Origin of the sequence: Salipiger pallidus, from assembly GCF_014643635.1 — a bacterium.
GTDB classification, from domain to species: Bacteria; Pseudomonadota; Alphaproteobacteria; order Rhodobacterales; family Rhodobacteraceae; genus Salipiger; species Salipiger pallidus.
The window spans coordinates 436163-456216 of sequence record NZ_BMJV01000003.1; the positions used below are offsets into that span (position 1 = coordinate 436163).

The 20054-nt window shown below is 65.7% G+C and carries 17 protein-coding genes, 1 tRNA gene and 2 pseudogenes; 12 read left to right on the forward strand and 8 right to left on the reverse strand.

Features of this window, described 5'->3' with window-relative positions; all coding sequences use genetic code 11:
• Positions 1–114: 114 nt before the first annotated feature.
• From IEX41_RS10045 to IEX41_RS10070, 6 genes and pseudogenes are all read left to right on the forward strand, one after another.
• Entirely contained in the window at positions 115–945 is an 831-nt protein-coding gene (locus tag IEX41_RS10045) for a hypothetical protein (protein ID WP_229673124.1), read from the forward strand.
• Positions 946–1019: 74 nt separating this feature from the next.
• Positions 1020–1880: an endonuclease/exonuclease/phosphatase family protein gene (locus IEX41_RS10050; RefSeq protein ID WP_229673126.1), complete on the forward strand. Its 861-nt coding sequence runs from the start codon at positions 1020–1022 to the stop codon at positions 1878–1880.
• A 201-nt stretch (positions 1881–2081) separates the two neighbouring features.
• Positions 2082–3185: a 3-isopropylmalate dehydrogenase gene (leuB, locus tag IEX41_RS10055; protein WP_188790099.1), complete on the forward strand. Its 1104-nt coding sequence runs from the start codon at positions 2082–2084 to the stop codon at positions 3183–3185.
• Positions 3186–3357: 172 nt separating this feature from the next.
• Positions 3358–4335, forward strand: a complete 978-nt coding sequence (locus IEX41_RS10060; protein ID WP_188790100.1) for a DMT family transporter — start codon at positions 3358–3360, stop codon at positions 4333–4335.
• 45 nt (positions 4336–4380) lie between these two features.
• A tRNA-Pro gene (locus tag IEX41_RS10065) sits at positions 4381–4457 on the forward strand.
• A 213-nt stretch (positions 4458–4670) separates the two neighbouring features.
• Positions 4671–5154 (forward strand): annotated as a pseudogene (locus IEX41_RS10070) (IS5 family transposase); the annotation flags it as partial.
• Between the two features lie 306 nt (positions 5155–5460).
• Here the strand turns inward: IEX41_RS10070 and IEX41_RS21700 are convergent.
• Positions 5461–5583 (reverse strand): hypothetical protein, encoded by a 123-nt coding sequence (locus tag IEX41_RS21700; RefSeq protein WP_277874172.1) that lies wholly within the window; start codon positions 5581–5583, stop codon positions 5461–5463.
• On the opposite strand from IEX41_RS21700, the pseudogene IEX41_RS21495 reads away from it, so the two are divergent.
• A pseudogene (locus IEX41_RS21495) lies at positions 5558–5945 on the forward strand (tyrosine-type recombinase/integrase); the annotation flags it as partial. The gene IEX41_RS21700 and the pseudogene IEX41_RS21495 overlap by 26 nt on opposite strands.
• Before the next feature lie 186 nt (positions 5946–6131).
• Here IEX41_RS21495 and IEX41_RS10075 read toward each other — a convergent pair.
• The 6 genes from IEX41_RS10075 to IEX41_RS10100 all read right to left on the reverse strand — a co-directional run bounded on the left by IEX41_RS10075 (position 6132) and on the right by IEX41_RS10100 (position 14037).
• Positions 6132–7040, reverse strand: a complete 909-nt coding sequence (locus IEX41_RS10075) for a 2-hydroxyacid dehydrogenase (protein WP_188790101.1) — start codon at positions 7038–7040, stop codon at positions 6132–6134.
• A gap of 18 nt (positions 7041–7058) precedes the next feature.
• The gene (araD, locus tag IEX41_RS10080) at positions 7059–8792 is read right to left on the reverse strand and encodes an L-arabinonate dehydratase (protein WP_188790102.1); all 1734 of its coding nucleotides are present in this window, start codon (positions 8790–8792) and stop codon (positions 7059–7061) included.
• Between the two features lie 24 nt (positions 8793–8816).
• Positions 8817–10475, reverse strand: a complete 1659-nt coding sequence (locus IEX41_RS10085; protein ID WP_188790103.1) for a thiamine pyrophosphate-dependent enzyme — start codon at positions 10473–10475, stop codon at positions 8817–8819.
• Positions 10476–10541: 66 nt separating this feature from the next.
• Positions 10542–11498: a 2-hydroxyacid dehydrogenase gene (locus IEX41_RS10090; RefSeq protein WP_188790104.1), complete on the reverse strand. Its 957-nt coding sequence runs from the start codon at positions 11496–11498 to the stop codon at positions 10542–10544.
• Positions 11498–12400 (reverse strand): 5-dehydro-4-deoxyglucarate dehydratase, encoded by a 903-nt coding sequence (locus tag IEX41_RS10095; protein WP_373285629.1) that lies wholly within the window; start codon positions 12398–12400, stop codon positions 11498–11500. Before IEX41_RS10095 ends, IEX41_RS10090 begins: the two co-directional genes overlap by 1 nt.
• A gap of 107 nt (positions 12401–12507) precedes the next feature.
• Entirely contained in the window at positions 12508–14037 is a 1530-nt protein-coding gene (locus IEX41_RS10100; RefSeq protein WP_188790106.1) for an aldehyde dehydrogenase (NADP(+)), read from the reverse strand.
• 245 nt (positions 14038–14282) lie between these two features.
• Between IEX41_RS10100 and IEX41_RS10105 the strand changes: the two genes are divergently transcribed.
• Together IEX41_RS10105 and IEX41_RS10110 are read left to right on the forward strand one after the other, a co-directional pair.
• Positions 14283–14987, forward strand: a complete 705-nt coding sequence (locus IEX41_RS10105; RefSeq protein WP_188790107.1) for a GntR family transcriptional regulator — start codon at positions 14283–14285, stop codon at positions 14985–14987.
• An 84-nt stretch (positions 14988–15071) separates the two neighbouring features.
• Positions 15072–15977 (forward strand): dihydrodipicolinate synthase family protein, encoded by a 906-nt coding sequence (locus IEX41_RS10110; protein WP_188790108.1) that lies wholly within the window; start codon positions 15072–15074, stop codon positions 15975–15977.
• A gap of 50 nt (positions 15978–16027) precedes the next feature.
• Here the strand turns inward: IEX41_RS10110 and IEX41_RS10115 are convergent, their stop codons facing one another.
• Complete coding sequence (locus IEX41_RS10115; RefSeq protein ID WP_188790109.1) at positions 16028–16351, reverse strand: NIPSNAP family protein; 324 nt, start codon at positions 16349–16351, stop codon at positions 16028–16030.
• A gap of 262 nt (positions 16352–16613) precedes the next feature.
• Between IEX41_RS10115 and IEX41_RS10120 the strand changes: the two genes are divergently transcribed.
• The 3 genes from IEX41_RS10120 (at position 16614) to IEX41_RS10130 (ending at position 19670) form a co-directional block, all read left to right on the forward strand.
• A complete protein-coding gene (locus tag IEX41_RS10120) occupies positions 16614–17585 on the forward strand; it encodes a Bug family tripartite tricarboxylate transporter substrate binding protein (RefSeq protein ID WP_188790110.1) in 972 nt (323 codons plus the stop codon).
• 79 nt (positions 17586–17664) lie between these two features.
• On the forward strand, positions 17665–18138 hold the full coding sequence (locus IEX41_RS10125) for a tripartite tricarboxylate transporter TctB family protein (protein ID WP_188790111.1): 474 nt from the start codon (positions 17665–17667) through the stop codon (positions 18136–18138).
• Positions 18138–19670 (forward strand): tripartite tricarboxylate transporter permease, encoded by a 1533-nt coding sequence (locus tag IEX41_RS10130; RefSeq protein ID WP_188790112.1) that lies wholly within the window; start codon positions 18138–18140, stop codon positions 19668–19670. Before IEX41_RS10125 ends, IEX41_RS10130 begins: the two co-directional genes overlap by 1 nt.
• Positions 19671–20054 lie beyond the last annotated feature (384 nt).

The window sequence follows — 20054 nt, forward strand, 5'->3', positions numbered from 1 at the left end:
ACTTGGGCAAAATTGGGGCGAGATTGAGGCAAGCTGCTGACATGGCAGTGGTGCGGTAAAATGGGAAAGCGGCAAAGAACTGCGCCCGGCCGGACCGGAAAAAGGGCAGATCCGTTGATCCACCGTCTGATCAAAGCCGGCGTGCGCGCCGTACTCATGGCCTTTCTGATCGCCATGCCCGCGTTGTTCCTGTCCGAGCATTCGGCGGATCAGGCGCAGATGGTCGCCCTGCTTGCCCTGATCGCTGCCATGCTCACCTTCGTGGAATATGTCGGCGATTACCCGTCGATCATCGAGTTTCGCGACGCACCACCCTTCAACCGCATGCGGTTCATCGCGTTGTTCCTGACAGTGCTGATGCTGACCCTCATCAGTCGCGGTGAAACCCATCCCGGGATGGTGGCCGCCGCGCTCGAGGGGATCGGCCGGTTCGTAGGCGATGCGCTTGATTTTCCCTATTCTCCGGTGCGTCTCATGTGCCTTCTGGCAACCGGAGACATGACCCCCCGCGAGATCGAGCTGATCCGCAGCCATGCAGGTCTGTCCTACCTGGCGTCGCTGCTGACCATGGGGGTGTTCTTGCTTGTGGTGCGGGTGCTCAATTGGCCGATCCGCACCGGAGCTTTCAATTTCTGGGTAAACCTGCCCTTGTTCGATCCGACCGCCGGCGGAGATATCCTCTACCGGCTCAAGCGCGATGCGCATGTTAACGTCGCTTTAGGGTTTCTTCTGCCATTCCTTATCCCGGCGGTCATGAAGATGGCGTCGGCGATGATCGACCCGCTGTCTCTGACCGATCCGCAGACACTGATCTGGACGATGAGCGCATGGGCCTTCCTTCCTGCAAGCCTGATCATGCGCGGCGTGGCGCTTTTGCGCATCGCCGACCTGATCGAGGAAAAGCGCCGCCGCGCCTACGCGCAGGCGGAATTGCAGATCATCTGATCACTGCCCTCGCGGCGCTGTGGCTGTGCTGCGCCCCCGCCCTTGCCGAAGAACTGACCCTTGCCACGTGGAACGTGGACCTGTCGCGCGAGGGGCCGGGGCTTTTGCTGCGGGATATTCTGAAGGGCGACGTGCGGCCCGTGGTGGACGAGATCGCCGCCGCCGCGCCCGATGTGCTGGTCCTGACCGAGGTGGATTACGACCATGGTGGCCGGGTGCTCGGGACGCTTGCGGAACTGCTGGCGGCCAAGGGCGCCTTTTATCCTCACCGCATCGCTCAGCGGGGCAATACGGGGCGTCCCACGGGGCTTGACCTTGACCAAGACGGTTTGCTGGGCGGGCCGCGTGATGCGCAGGGCTATGGTGAATTCTCGGGGCAGGGGGGCATCGCGGTGCTGTCCAAGCTGCCCCTGACGCTGGTCCGGGATTTGACGGACATGCTCTGGTCCGATCTGCCGGGCCATCGGCGCATCCCGTCCGATCCGGCGCCGGCGGTACAGCGGCTGTCCTCGAACGCCCATCTCGCGATAGGGGTTGGGCCTCTTACCCTGTTGGCGTGGCATGCGACGCCTCCGGTCTTCGATGGCCCGGAGGATCGCAACGGGCGGCGCAACGCGGACGAGCTGGCGCTGTGGCTGCGCTATCTCGATGGCGCTTTTGGTGAACCGCCGGCGCACCCGGTGCTGATCGGCGATGCCAACGTGGACCCAGCACGGGGGGACGGGCGGCACGAGGCGGTGAGGGAGGCGCTTGCCGATCCGCGTCTGCGCGATCCGTTGCCCGGCTCCGACACAGTGACTTGGGACCAGACCGGTCCCATGCGGGTGAGCTACATCCTACCCGCCGCCCACTTGGCGGTCACACGGGCGGAGGTCCGGCCGCCCATCGAGGGGGAGCCGCACCACATGGTACTGGTGACGCTGGAGCCGCCCTGACAGGCAAGCAGCACCATGGCCCGTGCGCGGTCCATCGCGCGCGCCAGAGGCGGCGCTCCACGTCGTTCAGGAGCCTGCCCGGTCCACCTGCGAACGGACTGCACTCCCCTGCGTGACCGCCCCGAAAGCTCCGGCTTTCTTGACCAATCCCCGGCCAGCCGCTACGCGATGCGGGACATATCCGAGGAGAGGACTAGACCCATGAGCAACCCTTCGCTGCTGATCCTGCCGGGCGACGGCATCGGCCCCGAGGTGATGGCCGAAGTGCGCCGCATCATCGACTGGTTCGGCGACAAGCGCGGCCTTTCCTTCGACGTGTCCGAAGACCTCGTGGGCGGTGCCGCCTATGACGCGCACGGCACGCCGCTGCATGACGACACCATGGCGAAGGCGCAGGAGGTTGATGCCGTCCTGCTCGGTGCCGTGGGTGGCCCGAAATACGACGTTCTGGATTTCTCGGTGAAGCCGGAGCGTGGCCTGCTGCGTCTGCGCAAGGAAATGGACCTTTATTCCAACCTGCGCCCGGCCCAGTGCTTTGACGCGCTGGCGGATTTCTCGTCCCTGAAGAAGGATGTTGTCGCCGGGCTCGACATCATGATCGTGCGCGAGCTGACCTCGGGCGTCTACTTCGGGGAGCCGCGCGGCATCTTCGAGGAAGGCAACGAGCGTGTGGGCATCAACACCCAGCGCTACACCGAGTCGGAGATCGACCGCGTGGCGCGGTCGGCGTTCGAGCTGGCCATGCGACGGGGCAAGAAACTGTGTTCCATGGAAAAGGCCAACGTCATGGAATCGGGCATCCTGTGGCGCGAGGTCGTGACCGAGGTGGCCAAGGATTACCCCGAGGTCGAACTCAGCCACATGTACGCCGACGCCGGCGCCATGCAGCTGTGCCGCTGGCCCAAGCAGTTCGACGTGATCGTGACCGACAACCTCTTCGGTGACCTGCTGTCCGACGCGGCGGCGATGTTGACCGGCTCGCTCGGGATGCTGCCCTCGGCCAGCCTTGGTGCCCCGATGGCCAACGGCCGTCCCAAGGCCCTCTACGAGCCGGTGCACGGCTCGGCGCCCGACATCGCGGGCCAGGGCAAGGCAAACCCCATCGCCTGCGTGCTCAGCTTTGCCATGGCGCTGCGCTACAGCTTCGACCAGGGCGCCGAGGCCGAGCGCCTCGAGAAGGCGATCGAGGCTGTCCTCGCGAGCGGCGTGCGCACCGCGGACCTGCTGGGCGAAGAGGGCGTGACCCCGGTCACCACCTCCGGCATGGGCGACGAGATCCTCAAGGCGCTCGACGCCAGCCTCTGAGCGGCCGCTGAACACCGCGCCGCCCCCGTCATGGGCACGGGGGCGTCGCCATCTGGCGAAACCTTGCTTTCGCCGCATCCTCCCGTTGACCCTGCCGGATTTCCTGCGCACCTCTATGGACAAAGGTGGCCGAGAGTCGTGCCGCCACAGAGCAGGCAACCTGGGAAAATCGATGCACTCCAATGCGAAAGGCGCGCTTCTGGCGCTGCTTGCCTTCGGCATCTTCGCGACCCACGACGTGATCGTGAAGTTTCTTGGGGCGGATTACGCGCCCTTCCAGATTGTGTTCTTCTCGGTCCTGTTCAGTTTCCCGATCGTCAGTCTAATGCTGATCCGCGACACCACCCCGGGCCACCTGCGTCCAATCCACCCGTGGTGGACCGCGCTGCGCACGGGCTCAGCGGTGATTGCGGGGCTGTGTGTGTTCTACGCCTTCTCGGTGCTGCCAATGGCGCAGACCTACGCCATTCTATTTGCCCAACCGCTGATCATCACCGTGCTGGCGATCCCGATCCTTGGCGAACAGGTGCGCCTGCGCCGCTGGATGGCGGTGCTCGTGGGCCTCGCGGGGGTGCTGGTTGTGCTGCGCCCCGGCGCGACTGAGCTGACACTGGGCCATGGCGCTGCGCTGGTGGGGGCGTTCTTCGGTGCGGTGGCGTCCATCGTGGTGCGCAAGATCGGCAATGACGAACGGTCGGTGGTGCTGCTGCTCTACCCGATGATGGCGAATTTCATCCTCATGTCCTGCGCGCTGGCCTTCGTCTACAAGCCGATGCCCATCGAACACCTTGGCGGGGTCGGCGTCATGGCGGGCTTTGCGTTGACCGGCGGGCTCGTGCTCATCGCCGCCTACAAGACTGGCGAGGCCGTGATTGTCGCGCCCATGCAATATTCGCAGATGATCTGGGCCACGGCCTATGGCGCGCTGTTCTTCGACGAACTTCCGGGAATCTGGACCCTTGCGGGGTCGACACTGATCATTGGGTCTGGGGTCTATATCGTGCTGCGCGAGGGGCGCGGGGGCGGCTCGCAGACCACGCCCGTGCTACGCACCCGCAACCGGATCGAAACCGGCACCTCGCTGCGGGTGGGGCCTTTGTCACGGGCAATGAAGCGCCGGGAGAAAGTCTTGAAAGAATCCGCAAGATGAGGCCTTGCCAACCGGCGCTGTCTTGGGTACATCCCGCGCCACGGTCGGGCTGTAGCGCAGCCTGGTAGCGCACCTGCTTCGGGAGCAGGGGGTCGGAGGTTCGAATCCTCTCAGCCCGACCAGTTTTACCTGCATCAATAGTCAGGACATTTGTCCTTTATCGTCACGATGTGACCCTTGGGTCCCGTTTTGCCTAGGCTCGGTTTGCCCGCTGCTAGAGGGCAAACACCTTTTTTGCACCCGCAGCGCGGGTGCGCCGCTTCTTGAAAACCTAGGGTCAGGACCCATTGATTTGGCTGGGCGCGTGTTTCACCGTTCGAAAACGAGTGGTGAACATGTCTTATCTTTTCTGGTTCAGCGATACGCAGATGGCGCATCTGGAGCCTTACGTCCTCAAGTTGCACAGCAAGTCAGGGTTGATGACGGGCATGTCCTGATCTGGATTTTATTTACCAATCACTATGGCTTGCGGTGGCGATATGCACCAAGGGAATACGGCCCGCACAAAACGCTCTACAGCCGCTGGAAGCGTTGGAGCGACAGGGGTGCCTTCGCCCGGATCATGGCGAGGTTGGTGGCCGAAAGCGGCGAGAAGACGACTGTGATGATCGACGCAACTCAACTGAAAGCCCATCGTACGGCGTCCAGCCTGAGCGTCAAAAAGGGGGGTGTGGGCGTCTGAGTGGCCGAACCAAAGGCGGCATACTTACGAAGCTGCACGCGATTTGCGAAAGCCAAGGCCGACCCATCGACCTGTTCCTGACTGCCGGACTTGTCAGCGACGACATCGGGGCGCGTGCCCTGGTCAGCGGGTCGCCCCACCGGATCGACATAGAGGATCAGGCCGGAATACGGCTTTTGATCAGTGGTGAAATCACCCTCAATGACTGCTTCCAGTACATCCAGCTCGGCACGGCCTTCCTCGTCCAGTGCGCCGCCCTCCGCCAGTTCTTGCAACTCATGATGCCTTGCGATCTGTTCGGGGGACAGCTGCCTGACCTTCTTGTGGACCCGCGCCATCTTGTCGTCCTCGATGTGATCGTAACGGACATAGCTAACCGCGCTGGCATCAGCCTATTTCCATCCGTCGCCAAGATAGCCTGCCGCCAGCGTGTCGAGATCTTCTCAGAACACAGCATCAAGGATGTTCGGGTCATCCAGAAGGTTTTCCTCGGCAAAACGGCCGCCGCCGACCCGGCCACCTGCCGTCTTGTCGGCGTGCAAGGGGCGGAAGGGCCGCAAGGTCATGCTGCCACCTGGCTTGCCCGCACTCCTGCGCGACGACTGGCGCGAAGCGCGACCCGAGGGCTGGTGTTCCCAGGCAAGCCCAAGATCAACCCGCTCTCGCAGCGTCAGTCGAACCGGGCCTTCACGTCGGCAAAGACGATGGCCGGAGTCGAGAAGGCCGCTACCCTGCGAACCCTGATTTGCGACGCACCTGCTCGAGGCCGACACAGATGTGCGGGTGATCCGGATTTGCTAGGGCATTCCAAACTCACGACGACCGTTCAATACACCCACGTCGCCACCAAGACGATCCCGACACTGTCAGCCCTTACGAGATGCTGGCCAAGCTGCAGGATCAAGCTGTGAAGCGAAGACTGGAGTGACCGGGCGCCGGGGTGCCCCGGTCCACGCCCCGCGACGCTGATGATATCCTTCGCATGGGCTGGCTATGTGCGCTGCCGGTGGCGTTGATGATGTGACCGCCCCCCGACGGCATCGCTGTGCCATGGTGTGTCTGCGATGATCCACAAAGCAGGACGGTCACATCACAAACACACCCACTAGACGTTTCAGGCGACTTGGTCCGGAACTCTGTCACCTCTGAACCAAGCATCAAGGTTATCAAGTACCCGGTCGCCCATCATGCGGCGTGTGACCTCGGTGGCCGAGCCGACGTGCGGCAGCAGCACCGTGTTGGGCAGCTCGATCAGAGCCTGCGGCATCTGCGGCTCGTGCTCGAACACGTCGAGCCCCGCCGCGCCGAGCCGGCCCGACGCCAGCGCCGCGATCAGTGCCGTCTCGTCGACCACCGAGCCACGCGCCACGTTCACCAAGATCCCGTCCGGGCCAAGCGCGTCGAGCACCTTTGCACTCACCAGCCCCTCGGTTGCGGCGCCGCCCGGGACGATCACCACCAGCGCGTCGCAGGCCTGCGCCAGTGACAGGGCGTCGGGGTGGTAGGCATAGGGGACGTCGCGGGGGGTGCGGGTGGCATAGGCCACCTCGAGCTTCATGGCGGTGAGCCGCTCCGCAATGGCAAGGCCGATGCGGCCAAGGCCGAGGATGCCGATCCGGCGCCCGCGCAGCGAATGGGTCAGCGGGTATGGTTTCGTGGTCCAGTGGCCCGCGCGCAGGTAGGAGTCGGCCTGAGGAAGCTGGCGCGAGGTGGCGATCAGCAGCCCCACAGCGAGGTCGGCGACCTCCTCTGTCAGGACATCGGGCGTGTTGGTGACGGCGACGCCACGCGCCTGCGCCGCCGCCACGTCGATGCTGTCATAGCCAACACCGAACTTGGCGACGATCTCGAGTTTGGGGAAGCGGTCCATGACCGCCGTGTCGACCTTGCTCGGCCCCGACAGCGCGATCGCCCGCACCTCGGTGTCGCGTCCGGTGTCGTCCGGGCCAAGCAATTCGTAGCCGTTGACGCGGCCCTCGCTGGTCGGGAAGGCGCGCGGCAGGTAGAGAAGCGGTCTGGTCATGGGCCCTCCGGGGTCGGCTCAGAAGATGTCGGGCTCGCCGGCGGCCTTGCCGAAGCCCCGCTCGAGGTAGTCGAAGTCGCAGCCCGTGTCGGCCTGAGTCACGTGCTGCGAGTACATGTAGCCCCAGCCCCTCTCGAAGCGAGGTTTCGGTTGCGTCCAGGCGGCGCGGCGGCGGGCCAGCTCGTCCTCGTCCACCAGCATGTCGAGGCTGCGGTTCGGCAGGTCCATGCGCACGATGTCCCCGGTCTTCAGCAACGCCAGCGGGCCGCCGATATAGCCCTCGGGGGCGACGTGCAGCACGCAGGCGCCGTAAGATGTGCCTGACATGCGGGCATCGGAAATCCGCAGCATGTCGCGGTAACCCTGCTTGATCAGCGCCTTGGGGATCGGCAGCATGCCCCATTCCGGCATCCCTGGCCCACCCTTCGGCCCGGCGTTGCGCAGCACGAGAACGGTATCGGGCGTGACATCCAGATCCTCGTCGTCGATGGCGGCCTTCATCTCGGGGTAGCTGCCGAAGACCAGCGCGGGCCCCTCGTGAACGTGGAATTTCGGATCGCAGGCGGCTGGCTTGATCACCGCGCCGTCCGGGCAGAGGTTGCCGCGCAGCAGCGCGAGCGAGCCCTGGTGGTAGACCGGGTTCGACAGTGGGCGGATCACGTCGTCATTGTAGACCTCGGCGGTGGCCAGCGCCTCGGAGAGCGGCTTGCCGGTAACGCCGGTCACGGTGGTGTCGAGCCGTTCCTCGATCTGCTTCATCAGAGCGAGGAGGCCTCCGGCGTAGTAAAAGTCCTCCATCAGGTAATCCTTGCCCGCCGGTCGCACGTTGGCGCAAAGCGGCGTGACGCGGCCAAGCTCGTCGAGATCGTCGAGCGTGAGGTCGATCCCGGCGCGGCGGGCCATGGCGATGAGGTGCACCACCGCGTTGGTCGAGCAGCCGGTGGCCATGGCGACGATGGCGGCGTTGCGTACGGCGGCTTCGGTGATGACGGTGGCGGGGGTCATGTCCTCCCAGACCATCTCGACGATGCGGCGCCCGCAGCCCGAGCCCATGCGCTTGTGGCTGCTGTCGGCGGCGGGGATCGACGAGGCGCCGGGCAGCGTCAGGCCCATCGCATCGGCGATGGCGGTCATGGTCGAGGCGGTGCCCATCGTCATGCAGGTGCCGACCGAGCGCGCGATGCCGCCCTGGATGCCGAGCCATTCCTCATCGGTGACGTTGCCGGCGCGGCGCTCGTCCCAGTACTTCCAGCCGTCCGAGCCACTGCCAAGGGTGCGGCCCTTGTAATGGCCGCGCAGCATCGGGCCGGCGGGCAGGAAGATCATTGGCACGCCTGCGGTGATCGCCCCCATCACGAGGCCGGGCGTGGTCTTGTCGCAGCCGCCCATCAGCACCACGCCATCCAGCGGGTGGCTGCGGATCATCTCTTCGGTCTCCATCGCGAGCATGTTGCGGTAGAGCATCGAGGTCGGTTTGGTAAAGCTCTCGTCCACGGACAGGGCGGGCATCTCGACGGGGAACCCTCCCGCCGCCAGAACGCCGCGTTTGACGTCCTGCACCCGCTCCGGGAAGTGACCGTGGCAGGTGTTCAGCTCGGACCAGGTGTTGAGGATGCCGATGATCGGCTTGTCACGGAAATCCTCCTCGGCGTAGCCCAGCTGCATCATACGCGAGCGGTGACCGAAGCTGCGAAGATCGTCGGGAGCAAACCAGCGGGCGGAGCGGAGGGTATCGGGGGTCTTCTTGGTCATGAGTGTCTCTCTATCGCTCTGGTCTCACACGCCGCGCAGACGGCTGACCGTTGTGCGGGTGGATATCTGGTCAGGGTCAGTCATCAGCTCGATCACCGTGGGGCCGTCATGCTCGAAGGCGCGCTGCAGTGCGGGCTTGAACTGGGCGGTCTCAGTGATGCGCTCATGCGTGGCGCCAAGGCCTTCGGCGATGCGCCCGATGTCGGATGAGGCGATATCGGTGCCCGAGATCCGCTCCGGGTGCTCGCGCTCTTGGTGCATGCGGATGGTGCCGTAAGTGCCGTTGTTGAACACCAGCACGATGGGCCGACCGCCATGCTGCGCGGCGGTTGCGATCTCCATGCCGGACATCATGAACCCGCCGTCCCCGACAAAGGCGATGGCCTGCCGCTTGGGTTCCTGCAACGAGGCGGCGACGGCCGCAGGCACCGCGTAGCCCATGGACCCGCAGGTCGAGCCGATCTGCCGTCCGGGCCGTGCATAACGCAGGAAGCGTTGCGCCCAGCCGGTGTGGTTGCCCGCGTCCAGCGTGATGACCGTGTCGGCGGGCAGCAGGTCGCGCACGTCGGCCATCGCCTGCCCCATGTCGAGCGGGTAGTCATGCGGCGGTGGCTCGCTGTCGGCGAGATACTCGCGGCGCAGCGTGGTGCACCAATCCTCAGCGGCGGGCGCGGAGGGCTGAGCGTTCAGCGCCGCCAGCGCAGCGTCGGGGCCGGAAACGGCGGAGACGGTGGGCGAATAGACCCGGCCGATCTCGTCGGCATCCGAGTGAATATGCACCAGCGTTTGTGCCGGGGTCGGCACCGAAAGCGTGGCATAGGTCTTGGTGGTGATCTCTCCAAGCCGGGCGCCGATGACGAGCAGCAAGTCGGCCTCGGCCAGCCGTTTGACGAGGCTCGGCGCGACGCCGGTACCGAAATCGCCCACGTAGACATTGGAGCGGTTGTCGATGAGATCCTGCCGCCGGAAGCTGGTCGCCACCGGTAGGCGGTTGGCGTCGGCAAAGCGCAGGAGAGCGGCGCAGCCTTCCTCGCTCCAGCCGGGGCCGCCGGCCAGCAGCAGAGGGCGCTCGGCCCTGGTCAGCGCAGCCATGACCGAGGCCGCGTGCTCGGGCGTCAGCGCCGGAACGCTGGGCGTGTAGGGCATGGCGTCAGCGACCTCGACAACGTCGGTCAGCATGTCCTCGGGCAGCGCCAGAACCACTGGGCCAGGACGCCCGGAGGTGGCGACGCGGAAGGCGCGCGCCATGTACTCGGGGATACGGTCCGCGCTGTCGATCTGCGCCGCCCACTTGGCGACGGGCGCGAACATCTGGCGGTAGTCGATTTCCTGGAAGCTCTCGCGGTCCATCGTGTCGCGGCCCACCTGGCCCACCAGCAGGATCATCGGCGTGCTGTCCTGGTAGGCGATGTGCACGCCGACGGCGGCCTGGCAGGCGCCCGGCCCGCGCGTGACCATGCAGATGCCGGGCCTGCCGGTGAGCTTGCCATAGGCCTCGGCCATGTCGGCGGCGCCCGCCTCATGCCGCGCGTTGTAGAGCGTGAAGCGGTCCTTCACGTCATGCAGGGCGTCGAGCACCTCAAGGTAGCTCTCGCCCGGCACGCAATAGGCGCAGTCCGCGCCATGAATCAGAAGCTGATCCACGAGCACCTGTCCGCCGGTGCGCTTGGCGATCTCCGACATGGTATCTCCTCCCATGATGTCTTTTCGGGTCGCGATGTCTCGCGTAGGGGGGGCTGCCCGGAGGGCTCAGGGCAGCACAATGCACGCGGGGTCGATGGCACGACCCTCGGCATGGGCACGGATATTGCCCGACCAGTGCCGCACCATGCGGTCAAAATTGTCGAGCGTGCGTCCGGCCACATGCGGCAGGGTGACGGTGTTGGGCATCTCGAGCAGCGGGTTGGGGCCATTGACCGGCTCTGTTTCGAACACGTCGAGGCCCGCCGCGCCGATCTGTCCGGACTGCAACGCCGCGATCAGCGCCGCCTCGTCCACAAGTCCGCCGCGCGAGGTGTTGATGAGCACCGCGCCCGGCTTCATCGCGGCGATGGCGCCGGCGTCGATCAGGTGCCGCGAGTCCGCCGTCATCGGCAGGTGCAGCGAGATCACGTCGGCCCAGCCCAGCAGGTCGTCGAAGCTCATGAACTGCGTACCGAGCGCGGCATCTGCGCCGGAGCGTTTTGTATAGGCAATTTCGCAGCCAAAGCCCGAGAGGCGCTTGAGCACCTCCTTGCCGATGGCGCCCATGCCCACCAGCCCGACCTTGCAGGCCCCGAGATCACGGGCCTCGCGCCACAGGTCCGGCTGGTTCCACGCACCGCCTCTGAAGGTGCTCTGCACCTGGGGCAGGCGCCGCAGCGTTGCTAGCATCAGGGCCAGCGTCGCCTCGGCGACGGTGGGCGCATTCATCCCCGGTGAGCGCGCGACGGTCACGCCGCGCGCCTTGGCGGTGTCCAGCGGGATGCCGTCGACGCCGGTTCCCCACTGGTGCACCATTTTCAGCGCCCCGGCCTCGGCCAGAAGCTCGGCCGGGAAGCGCAGCCCGCGCGTCACCGCGTAGGCTGCACCGTCGAGCGCGGCGCGCATGTCCTCGGTTTCCACGCTGCTCACGAAGCGCAGGTCGAAACCGTCGCAAAGCTGCTCGATCCGAGCCCGCATGCCGGGGCTTGCGGGCTCCAGGACGGCGACGGGTCCGATGGGCATCAGCCGCGGCCCGCGATGAGGTCTTGCATCATCTCGCGCTCTTCGCCGGTCAGGTCGGTGAGCGGCGCACGCACGTGCCCGGTCTCGAAGCCGCGCAGGGCGACACCGGCCTTGACCGCGGATACGGCGTATCCCGATTTGCGGTCCCGGATTGCGGCGAACTTGTAGTAGAAGTCACGCAGCAGCTTCTCGCACGTGGCATCGTCCCCGGCGAGGAAGGCGCCGTGGAATTCCAGCGCGGTCTTGGGCACGAAGTTGAATACCGCCGAGGAATAGGTCTGCATCCCCGCCCCACGATAGGCTTGCGCGAAAAGCTCGTGCGTCGGCATCCCGCCGATGTAGGACAGCCGATCGCCCAGCTTCACGGTGATGCGGCGCACAGTGTCGATGTCACCGGTGCCGTCCTTGAAGCCGATGAGGTTGGGGCATTCGTCGGCCAGCTGCTCAAGCGTCTCGGCCGAGATCTGCGCCTGGCCGCGGTTGTAGACGATGACTGCCATGTTGGTCGCCTTGCAGACGGCGCGGATGCGGTTGGCAACGCCCTCCTGCGGGCCCTCGGTGAGGTAGTGCGGCAGCAGCAGGATGCCGTCGCCGCCCGCCGCCTCGATCTCGCGGGCGAGGTCACAGGCCATGCGCACGCCGTAGCCGCAGCCTGCGATCACCGGCGCGTCACCGGCGACCTCGCGCGCCGCGCGCACGACGTTCACGATCTCTTCCGGGGTCAGCGAGAACATCTCGCCGGTGCCGCCCGCGACAATCAGACCGGCCACCTTGTGCGGCTTGAGCCATTCCAGGTGCGCCTGGAACGGCTTCGGCGCGAAACGGTCGTTCTCGTCGAAGGGCGTTACCGGGAAGGACAAAAGCCCGTGGCGGATGATCTCGCGAAGCGCGTCGGGTGCGATCATGGTGTGTGTCTCCTCACTCTTGCTTGTCGTGTCCGCATGACGCGGGATCTTGTCTGTGCTGGCCGCGCGGCGACGGGGGTTGACCCCACCGCCGTGCGGAAAGGTCATTTCCAGCCGGCGGGCATCAGCGCGTCGGGCAGGTTCTGGTAGCTCACGGGGCGCTGGAAGCGGCGGATCGCCATCGTGCCGACCGAGGTGGCTCCAAAGTTGGTGGAGGCTGGGTAAGGCCCGCCGTGCACCATCGCGTCGGACACTTCGACCCCGGTGGGGAAGCCGTTGGCGAGCACCCGGCCCGCCTTGCGCTCGAGCACCGGCATCAGGACGTGGGCCGCATCGGTGTCGGCCTCGTCCATGTGCAGGGTCGCGGTGAGCTGACCCTCGAAGCCTTTGGCCAGGTCTACCATCTGCTCGGGTCCGCTGACGCGGATCACGAGGCCAAGTGGGCCGAAGACCTCTTCGCCAAGCGCGTGGTCCTGAAGGTAGGCCGCGGCGTCGGTTTCGTAGAGGTTGGGCCTGGCGTTGCGGCCCTCCTGCTCGGTGGTGAACACCGGCTTGACGGTATTGCGCTCGTCGAAGCGATCCTTGCCGTCACGGTAGGCCGCTGCGATCCCCTCGGTCAGCATGACCTGCGCGGGGGCATCCTTGAGCGCCTCGGACGCGGCGGAGACGAAAGCGTCCCCCTCGGGGCCGGTTCCGATCACGGCGATGCCGGGGTTGGTGCAGAACTGACCCGCGCCCATTGTGAGCGATCCTGCCCAGCCCTTGCCGATCTCGGCGCCACGCGCCTTGGCGGCTGCGGGAAGCACGAACATCGGGTTGACCGAACCAAGCTCGCCGAAGAAGGGGATCGGCTCGGGGCGCTGTGCGCACAGATCAAAGAGTGCGCGGCCCCCACCGAGCGAGCCGGTGAAGCCCACGGCCTTGATCAGCGGGTGCTGGACGAGCGCGGTGCCCACGTCGCGCTTGCCGCCCTGCACGAGGCTGAAGACCCCGCCCGGCAGGCCGCAGATCTCGATGGCGGCCTTGATGGCTTCGGCGACGATCTCGCCAGTGCCGGGGTGGGCGGAGTGGCCTTTGACCACGACGGGGCAGCCCGCCGCCAGCGCCGAGGCGGTGTCGCCGCCGGCAGTCGAGAAGGCCAGAGGGAAGTTCGAGGCGCCGAAAACCGCCACGGGGCCGATCGGGCGCTGCATCAGCTTGATGTCGGGACGCGGCAGCGGCGCGCGGTCGGGCAGCGCCTCGTCTTGGCGCCGGTCAAGGCAGTCGCCGGCGCGGATGTGGCTGGCGAAGAGCCTCAGCTGGCCGACGGTGCGGCCGCGCTCGCCCTGCAGGCGGGCTTCGGGCAGGCCGGTTTCCTGCGTGCCGATCAGGGTGATGGCCTCGCCGCGGGCGTCGATCTCGTCGGCGATGGTCTCGAGGAACTTCGCCCGGGTCTCCACGTCGGTGTAGCCGTAAGTCCAGAACGCGTCTTCTGCCGCCTTCACCGCGGCATCCACCAGGGCCGGGGTGCCGACGCCGAAGTCGTGCGCCTCGCCATGCGCCGGTTCCGAGCGGAAGGTCGTGTCTGCAGCAACCCACTCACCCGCGATCAGGTGGCGGCCGTGCGGAACAAATGCGCTTGTCGTGCCGTCCATGTCATTGGCCTCCTCTTGCCGCGCGGTCGGACGCATTGGCCTCCCGCGCTTTGATTCCCGCCCCATCCCGGCGCGAATCACGCGCCGCGCTCTGCAAAGCCTTGCCGGCACTGGGCCAGCACTGCCGCGTCTCGGAGCTTGTCATGTACTAATATTTTAGTTTATCAGTATGGTCAACCGGTCCGCAAATGCGGTTAATTGCCCGCCATCAAGGGAAGGACTCGGATCTCGGCATGAAGACACCAATGATGACAGGCGCGTACGACATGATGCGGCAGGACACGACGATGGGGCGCCCGATGGCCTCGTCCCGGATCTATGACGATCTGCGGCAACGCATCCTGTCGTTGGACCTTCCGCCGGGCACCGCGCTGACCCGCGCCGATCTCGCGCGTGAATACGATGTCAGCCAGACCCCGCTGCGCGACGCGATGCAGCGGCTCGACCAGGATGGGCTGATCCGCATCTACCCGCAGTCCAAAACGCTGGTGACGCGCATCAACCTTGCCCAGATCCGCGAGGCGCTGTTCCTGCGTCAGGCGCTCGAGACCGAGGTGGCCATGAAGCTCGCCCGCGAGCCGTCCCCCGAAACCATCGACCGCCTCAGAGAGGTGATCGCCATGCAGCGCCAGGTCGCGCCCGACCAGGCCAAGCTGCGGCGCTTCCAGGAGCTCGACGAGTACTTCCACTATGTCATGTTCGAGGGCGCGGGGCATCCGAACCTGCACGCCCTGCTGCGCGCTCAGACCGGCGACATGGACCGAGTGCGGCGCCTTCAGGCCCATTCCGAGGAACGGCTGGGCCTCATCCTCGAGGGTCACGAGCGCATCGTCGCCGCGATCGAATCCGGGGTCGTCGAGGAGGCCATCCGCGAAATCCGTTTCCACACCCACAAACCCGACGACTGGGCCGATGAGTACCGCGCCCTGCACGAGGACTACTTCACCTGACACCCGGCCCGCCCGGGCGTCAGCAGGCACACCAACATTATCGAAGGAGAGCGCGGACCACGCCGGTTCGCGAAGGGAGAGATCATGTCCAACGCACTTGAGCACACCACCGGCCTGCACGTCGTGGCCCAGACGCCGTTCCTAGACGACGGCACGCTCGACCTGCCTAGCATCGACACGCTGTCGGCCTTCTACTACCGCCACGGCGCGCAGGGTCTGACCGTGCTCGGCGTTTCTGGTGAGGCGCAGAAACTGACCGTTGACGAGACCATCGCCGTGGCCGCCCGCTACGTCGCGGCGGCCGAGGGACACCGGATCATCGCCGGGGTCTCGCACCCCAACCTTGCCACGCTCGTTGAAGTCACGGCACAGGTCATGGCCGAGGGGGCCGACGCGGTGATGATCTGCCCGCCCTCGGGCATCCGCACCGACGAGGACCTGATGCGCTATTTCGATGCGGTCTTCTCACGCATCGGCGACGTGCCCACGGTGCTGCAGGACTTCCCAGCCTCGTCCGGCGTGATGATGTCGGTGCCGGCACTCGACCGGCTGCTCTCCGCCTTCCCGCAGATCGGCGTCATCAAGGAAGAGGACTTTCCGTCCCCCATCAAGATCACCCGCATGCGTGCCGAGCTGTCACGCCCGGTGCGGATCCTGACCGGCAACAACGGCCAGTTCTTAGTGCAGGAGATGGAGCGCGGCGCCGATGGTCCGATGGCCGGCTTCTCCTACCCGGAGATGCTGTCGGGCGTGTACGATCTGATGACCGCAGGTAAGCGGGCCGAGGCGCATGACCTCTTCAACCGCTACCTGCCTCTGCTCAAGCACGAGGCGCAGGGCCAGTGGGGAATCGCACTGCGCAAGGAGATGATGCGCCGGCGGGGTGCCCTGACCTCGAACGCGCTGCGCGGGCCGGGGCCGAAGCTCACCGAGGCGGATCTGGCCGAGCTCGACTTCCTCGTGGGGCGCATGGACCTGCCGCAGGGGTGAGCCCCGTACCGCAGCCGGGAGAGGCGCGGCCCGACGGCCGCGCACTCCGCTCATGCCTTCGGCGTGAAGAACGGCACCGGCGCCAAGAGCTGGTTGACCTGCGAGACGAGATAGCCAGCTTCTGCGCTCTTCTTGAGGTAGGCCTGCCATTCAGGGTCCGCCGCCAGGGACGCCCGTTTGGCCGCCCGGTCGGCGGCGTCTGCATAGCACCAGATATGCACGTAGGAATTCACGTCCCCGGTCTCGACCGCGCCGTAGACCACGGGCTCACCAAGGTGACGGCGCTGCACGTCGAAGCCGTGTTCGCCGTAGAGCGCGAGGTGTTTCTTGATGGTGCCGGGACGGCAAGAATAGGTCCGATGGTCGTAAAGCATGTCGGTTTCTCCAGGTATTTCAACGTTTTGCCGCGATATCGCCGGCGTGACCCCAAGGAGGCTTGCCAGCTTCGCGCAAATTCATATAGTAATGTATTAGTTGGATGGGGCGCAAGCACCTCCAGCGAATCCGGCCCCTGTGGCCCGGGACCGACTGAGGAGGAGCTCAGCGCGCGCCAGCGCCGTGGCACGGGTCGGACGGTCAGATCAAAAGAGTCGGGACGGCATCGCCGGGCCCGGAACGTCTAGGAGGAGACACACCATGAATCGCAGCTTCATCGGCGCTCTTGCCGCTATCACTACGGCCCTCGTGCCTGTTGCCGCCCTTGCGGAATTCCCCGAGCGCGACGTGCGCATGGTGGTTCCGTGGGGCGCCGGCGGCGGCACCGACGGCATCGTGCGCAAGGTGACCACGCTGGCCGAGGACGCGCTTGGCGGCACCATCTACGTCGAGAACATCGAGGGCGGCAACTCGGCCACCGGCGTCGGCCAGGTGATGAGCGCACGTCCCGACGGCTACACGATCGGGACGCTGACCTATGACAGCATCGTCACCGTTCCGTGGCAGGGCATGCTGCCGAGCTACCAGATGGACAAGCTCGACCTCATCGCCCGTATCACCAGCGAAGCCGACGCCATCATCGTCGACGCCGAGTCCGACTACCAGACGCTCGACGATCTGATCGCCGCCGCCGAGGCCGACCCGGGCAACGTGCGCGTCGGTGTGCAGAACCTCGGCGGGCGCGTACACCTGACCCTGCTGCAGCTTCAGCAGATCACCGGTGCCGAATTCCGCATCGTCTCCTACCCCGGCGGCGCGGCCCCGCAGAAAGAGGCGCTGCTCTCCGACGAGGTGGACGTGGTCCTGACCTCGCTCGGTGACTTCGCTAACCTGATCGAGGACGGCACCGCGCGCGGCATCGTCGAGTTCTCGGACGCCAAGAACCCGACCTACGACGTGCCGACTGCCGAAGAAGCGGGCATCGACCTGCTCAACGGGTCGTTCATCGTGCTAGTTGCGCCGGAAGGCACCCCCGAGGACGTGGTGGCCTCAATCGAGGCGGCCTATGAAGAGGCCTACAACTCGGACGAGTTCCAGGACTGGCTGGGCACGATGGGCGTGACGCCGAACTGGCTGGCGGGCGACGAGCTCGACACCTGGGCGGACGAGACGGCGCAGGGCCTGTTCACCCAGATGGATGCGCTGGTCGAAGCCGGCGTGCTGAACAAGTAAGCGGCCCCGTTCCATCCCAGCAGTCATGACAGGCGGCATCGGAGTTCGGCTCCGGTGCCGCCCCTATACGGAGACCAAGATGGCCGACCGCGCGCCCCTTCTCAGGACAGGTGTCCTGCTGCCCCTCTTCTTCCTGATCGTCACGACCGTCTACCTCGCAGCCGCCTTCGACATCCGCTCGCAGTTTGCGGCCCCCGGCGAGATGAGCCCGCGGTCCGTGCCGATCCTGATGGCCTGCCTGATGTATGTCGCCCTCGCGGTGGTGTTCGTCGGCGAGTTCCGCAAACCCACCGCCGACGGGCCCACACGCGAGATGCTGCGCCCGGCGCTGGTGATCGTTGCAACGGCAGGCTACATCGCCCTCTTTCGTCCGCTGGGCTACTGGCTGGCGACGCTGCTGTTCACCTCGGCGCTGTTCGGCATATTCCACTTCCAGCTGCGCAAGCCGCTCATGTTCGCGATCTACGCCATCGGCGTGACGGCCCTGTTCTACGGGCTCTTCGCCGGCATCTTCGGCGTGCGCCTGCCCACCTTCACCGAGGGGGTCTTCTGATGGACATCTTCGCCAATATCCTGGGCGGCATGAGCGCCCTTGCCGATCCCTACGTCATCGCGTTCATGGTTGGCGGCTTCCTCGTGGGCACCTTCTTCGGCGCAATGCCGGGCCTCACGTCGGTGCTGGCCATCGCGTTGCTGCTGCCGATCACCTACACGATCGACGTGGTGCCGGCACTGGTGATGTGTGCCTCGATCTTCATGGCCGGGATGTACTCCGGCTCGATCACCGCGACCACCATCAACATTCCGGGCGCCCCCTCGTCGATGATGACGGCGCTCGAGGGCAACGCGCTGATGAAGCAGGGCTTCGGCGCCAACGCGCTTGGTCACGCGGCACTTGGCTCGATGATCGGCGGCGCCATTGGCGCGGTGCTGCTCATGGCCTTCATGCCCATCGCCGCAGAGATCTCTTTGCTGATCCGTACACCGGGCAAGTTCTCGCTGGTGCTCTTCGCGCTGGTCGTCATCGTGATTGTCGACAAGGGCAACATCGCCAAGGGTTTCGTCGCGACGCTGCTCGGGGTGATGATCGCCACCGTCGGCATCGACGTGCTCCAGCCGATCCCGCGCTTCAACTTCGGCACCGAGACACTGGTCGAGGGCATCGACATCATGCCCCTGGTGATCGGCGCCTTTGCCATCTCCGAAGTGCTCATGCAGTCGGAGACCTGGAAGAACAGCCTCAGCTCGACGCTGGAGAAAGCCAAAGACCTCAAGATCCGCCGCCGCGACTTCCTGCCGCCGCGCAAGGAAATCCGCGAGATCGGCCTCTTTGCCTACCTACGCTCGGCTTTCATCGGCTACGGCATCGGCATCCTGCCCGGCGCCGGCGGCTCGATGGCGGCCTTCGTGTCCTACGCAATGGCGCGGTCCTCTTCCAGAAAGCCGCAGGAATACGGCCATGGCTCGCGCGAGGGGATTGCCTCGGCCGAAGCGGCCAACAACTCGATGTGCGGCGGTGCCTTCGTGCCGATGCTGATGTTCGGCATCCCCGGCGATCCGACCACCGCCATCGTGCTCGGCGTCCTGGTGATCAACGGCCTCCAACCCGGTCCGCGGCTGCTCGAGAACCAGGCCGAACTGTTGGGGCCGATGTTGGGCTCGCTGTTCTTCTCGGCGCTGATCCTGATCCCGCTGACGCTGTGGTTGTTCGGGCCGTGGTTCATCAAGATCGTCTCGATCCCCAAGGGGTTGCTATACACCGGCATTGCCGTGGTGGCGCTGGTCGGCAGCTACGTTGCGACCTACTCGATCTTCCAGATGTCGCTGGCGGTGATCTTCGGCGTGCTGGCGTACTTCATGCGCAAGCAGAACTACTCCACCGTGTCGATGCTCCTGGGCTTCATCCTGGGCCCCGATCTCGAGGAGTATCTTAGGCGCTCGCTGTCCCTGAACGACGGGAATCCGATGGTCTTTCTGACCAACCTCGACAGCCTGTTCTTCCTTGCGCTGACCGCACTCTTCGTCTGGGCGATCCTGATCCGCAAGCCTAAGAAGAGCTTCGCAGAGATGCGCCGCGACGTCTAAGTCGTGTTCACAAGAGGAATTCACAGTCGCTTCTAGGCATGTTTCAAGCTGGTCTCTGCGATGGAGACCAGCTTGGCATGAGACCTGATGTCGGACGAGGAAAGGACGTTCCTTGAGTGGTTTAGCCTGGCAAGGCCGTGCGCCAAGCAGCCAACCACCGTCTTGCTCTTGATAGGGATTTTCTGGATCGCTCGGATCAGTGCGCGCAACTTGGCACCTCGGCAGGACACTCTGGAAGACGTGGCTCGGCTGCCATGTCCGAAGTCGGGTCGAGGCGCAGCCTCTTGATGGTGTGGACGCCCCCTCACGGCATCGCTGTGCCAAGGTAGCGGTGTCGAAATTCGCTACGAGGAGGAAGCGTCCATGGAGAAGGTTAGCATTGTA